This window comes from Myroides sp. N17-2, from assembly GCF_002286775.1.
Classification (GTDB): Bacteria; Bacteroidota; Bacteroidia; order Flavobacteriales; family Flavobacteriaceae; genus Flavobacterium.
This window is the reverse complement of the sequence record NZ_NSGJ01000110.1, coordinates 1-608: the sequence shown is the minus strand read 5'-3', so window position 1 is coordinate 608 and position 608 is coordinate 1. Positions and strand designations below refer to the sequence as shown.

1 rRNA gene is annotated in these 608 nt (G+C 46.2%); it reads right to left on the bottom strand.

What is annotated here, in order from left to right:
- Positions 1 to 608 (bottom strand): 23S ribosomal RNA (locus CF599_RS19285); the annotation flags it as partial.

The window sequence follows — 608 nt, the reverse complement described above, 5'->3', positions numbered from 1 at the left end:
CTCGAGCGCCTTAGGATACTCTCCTCGACTACCTGTGTCGGTTTACGGTACGGGTACTTATAATCTAAGTTTAGAAGCTTTTCTTGACAGCCCTTAGGCACACTATCTCGTTGTCCGAAGACTCAAAGTACTATCGCATTTCTCCTAGTCTGACGCATTTTACTATCAAACCAATAGGTACGTGCTTCAACGAACTATTCCGTCAGTTCGCGGTGCTTTCATCACTGTGTCACTCCATCACAATTATAAGTAGTACGGGAATATTAACCCGTTGGCCATCGACGTCCCCCTTCGGGTGTGCCTTAGGTCCCGACTAACCCTAAGCTGATTAGCATAGCTCAGGAATCCTTAGTCTTACGGCGTGCGGGTTTCTCGCCCGCATTATCGTTACTTATGCCTACATTTTCTTTTCTAAAAGGTCCAGCAATTCTCACAAATCACCTTCTACCCCGTTAGAATGCTCCCCTACCACTCTCGCACTAAATGCGAAAATCCATAGCTTCGGTAGTATACTTATGCCCGATTATTATCCATGCTCGATCGCTCGACTAGTGAGCTGTTACGCACTCTTTAAATGAATGGCTGCTTCCAAGCCAACATCCTAGCTG